Source organism: Paenibacillus sp. MMO-58 (assembly GCF_037146255.1).
In the GTDB taxonomy this organism is placed as follows: Bacteria; Bacillota; Bacilli; order Paenibacillales; family Paenibacillaceae; genus Pristimantibacillus.
Genome location: NZ_JBBCVY010000047.1, coordinates 1 through 304, shown reverse-complemented (window position 1 = coordinate 304; position 304 = coordinate 1). Strand labels below are relative to the sequence as shown.

Below are 304 nucleotides of genomic sequence, written 5' to 3'. Positions count from 1 at the left end.
CTCTCCCAGGACCCTGCGGTCCAAGTACCATCGGCGCTGGAGGGCTTAACGGTCGTGTTCGGTATGGGAACGCGTGGTTCCCCTCCGCCATCGCCACCAAACGGATGACTTTATTCAATTGAAAGGTTTTTGGGGTCCCCGGAAAGTAATCGGAATCAGCTGCAAAGCTTATCTTCACTTTTTGGGGCAATCCAATTGCTCTTTCAAAACTGACAACGAGCTGCGACTACTGCCTGTAGTTTGGAAGCTAAGCTTCCTATCCGATCATCATCGTGATCGGGTATTTCCTTAGAAAGGAGGTGAT

At 50.3% G+C, this 304-nt stretch carries 1 rRNA gene; it reads right to left on the bottom strand.

Annotated features, from left to right (window positions below):
- Positions 1-101, bottom strand: a 5S ribosomal RNA gene (rrf, locus tag WFJ73_RS33255); the annotation flags it as partial.
- Positions 102-304: the final 203 nt, after the last annotated feature.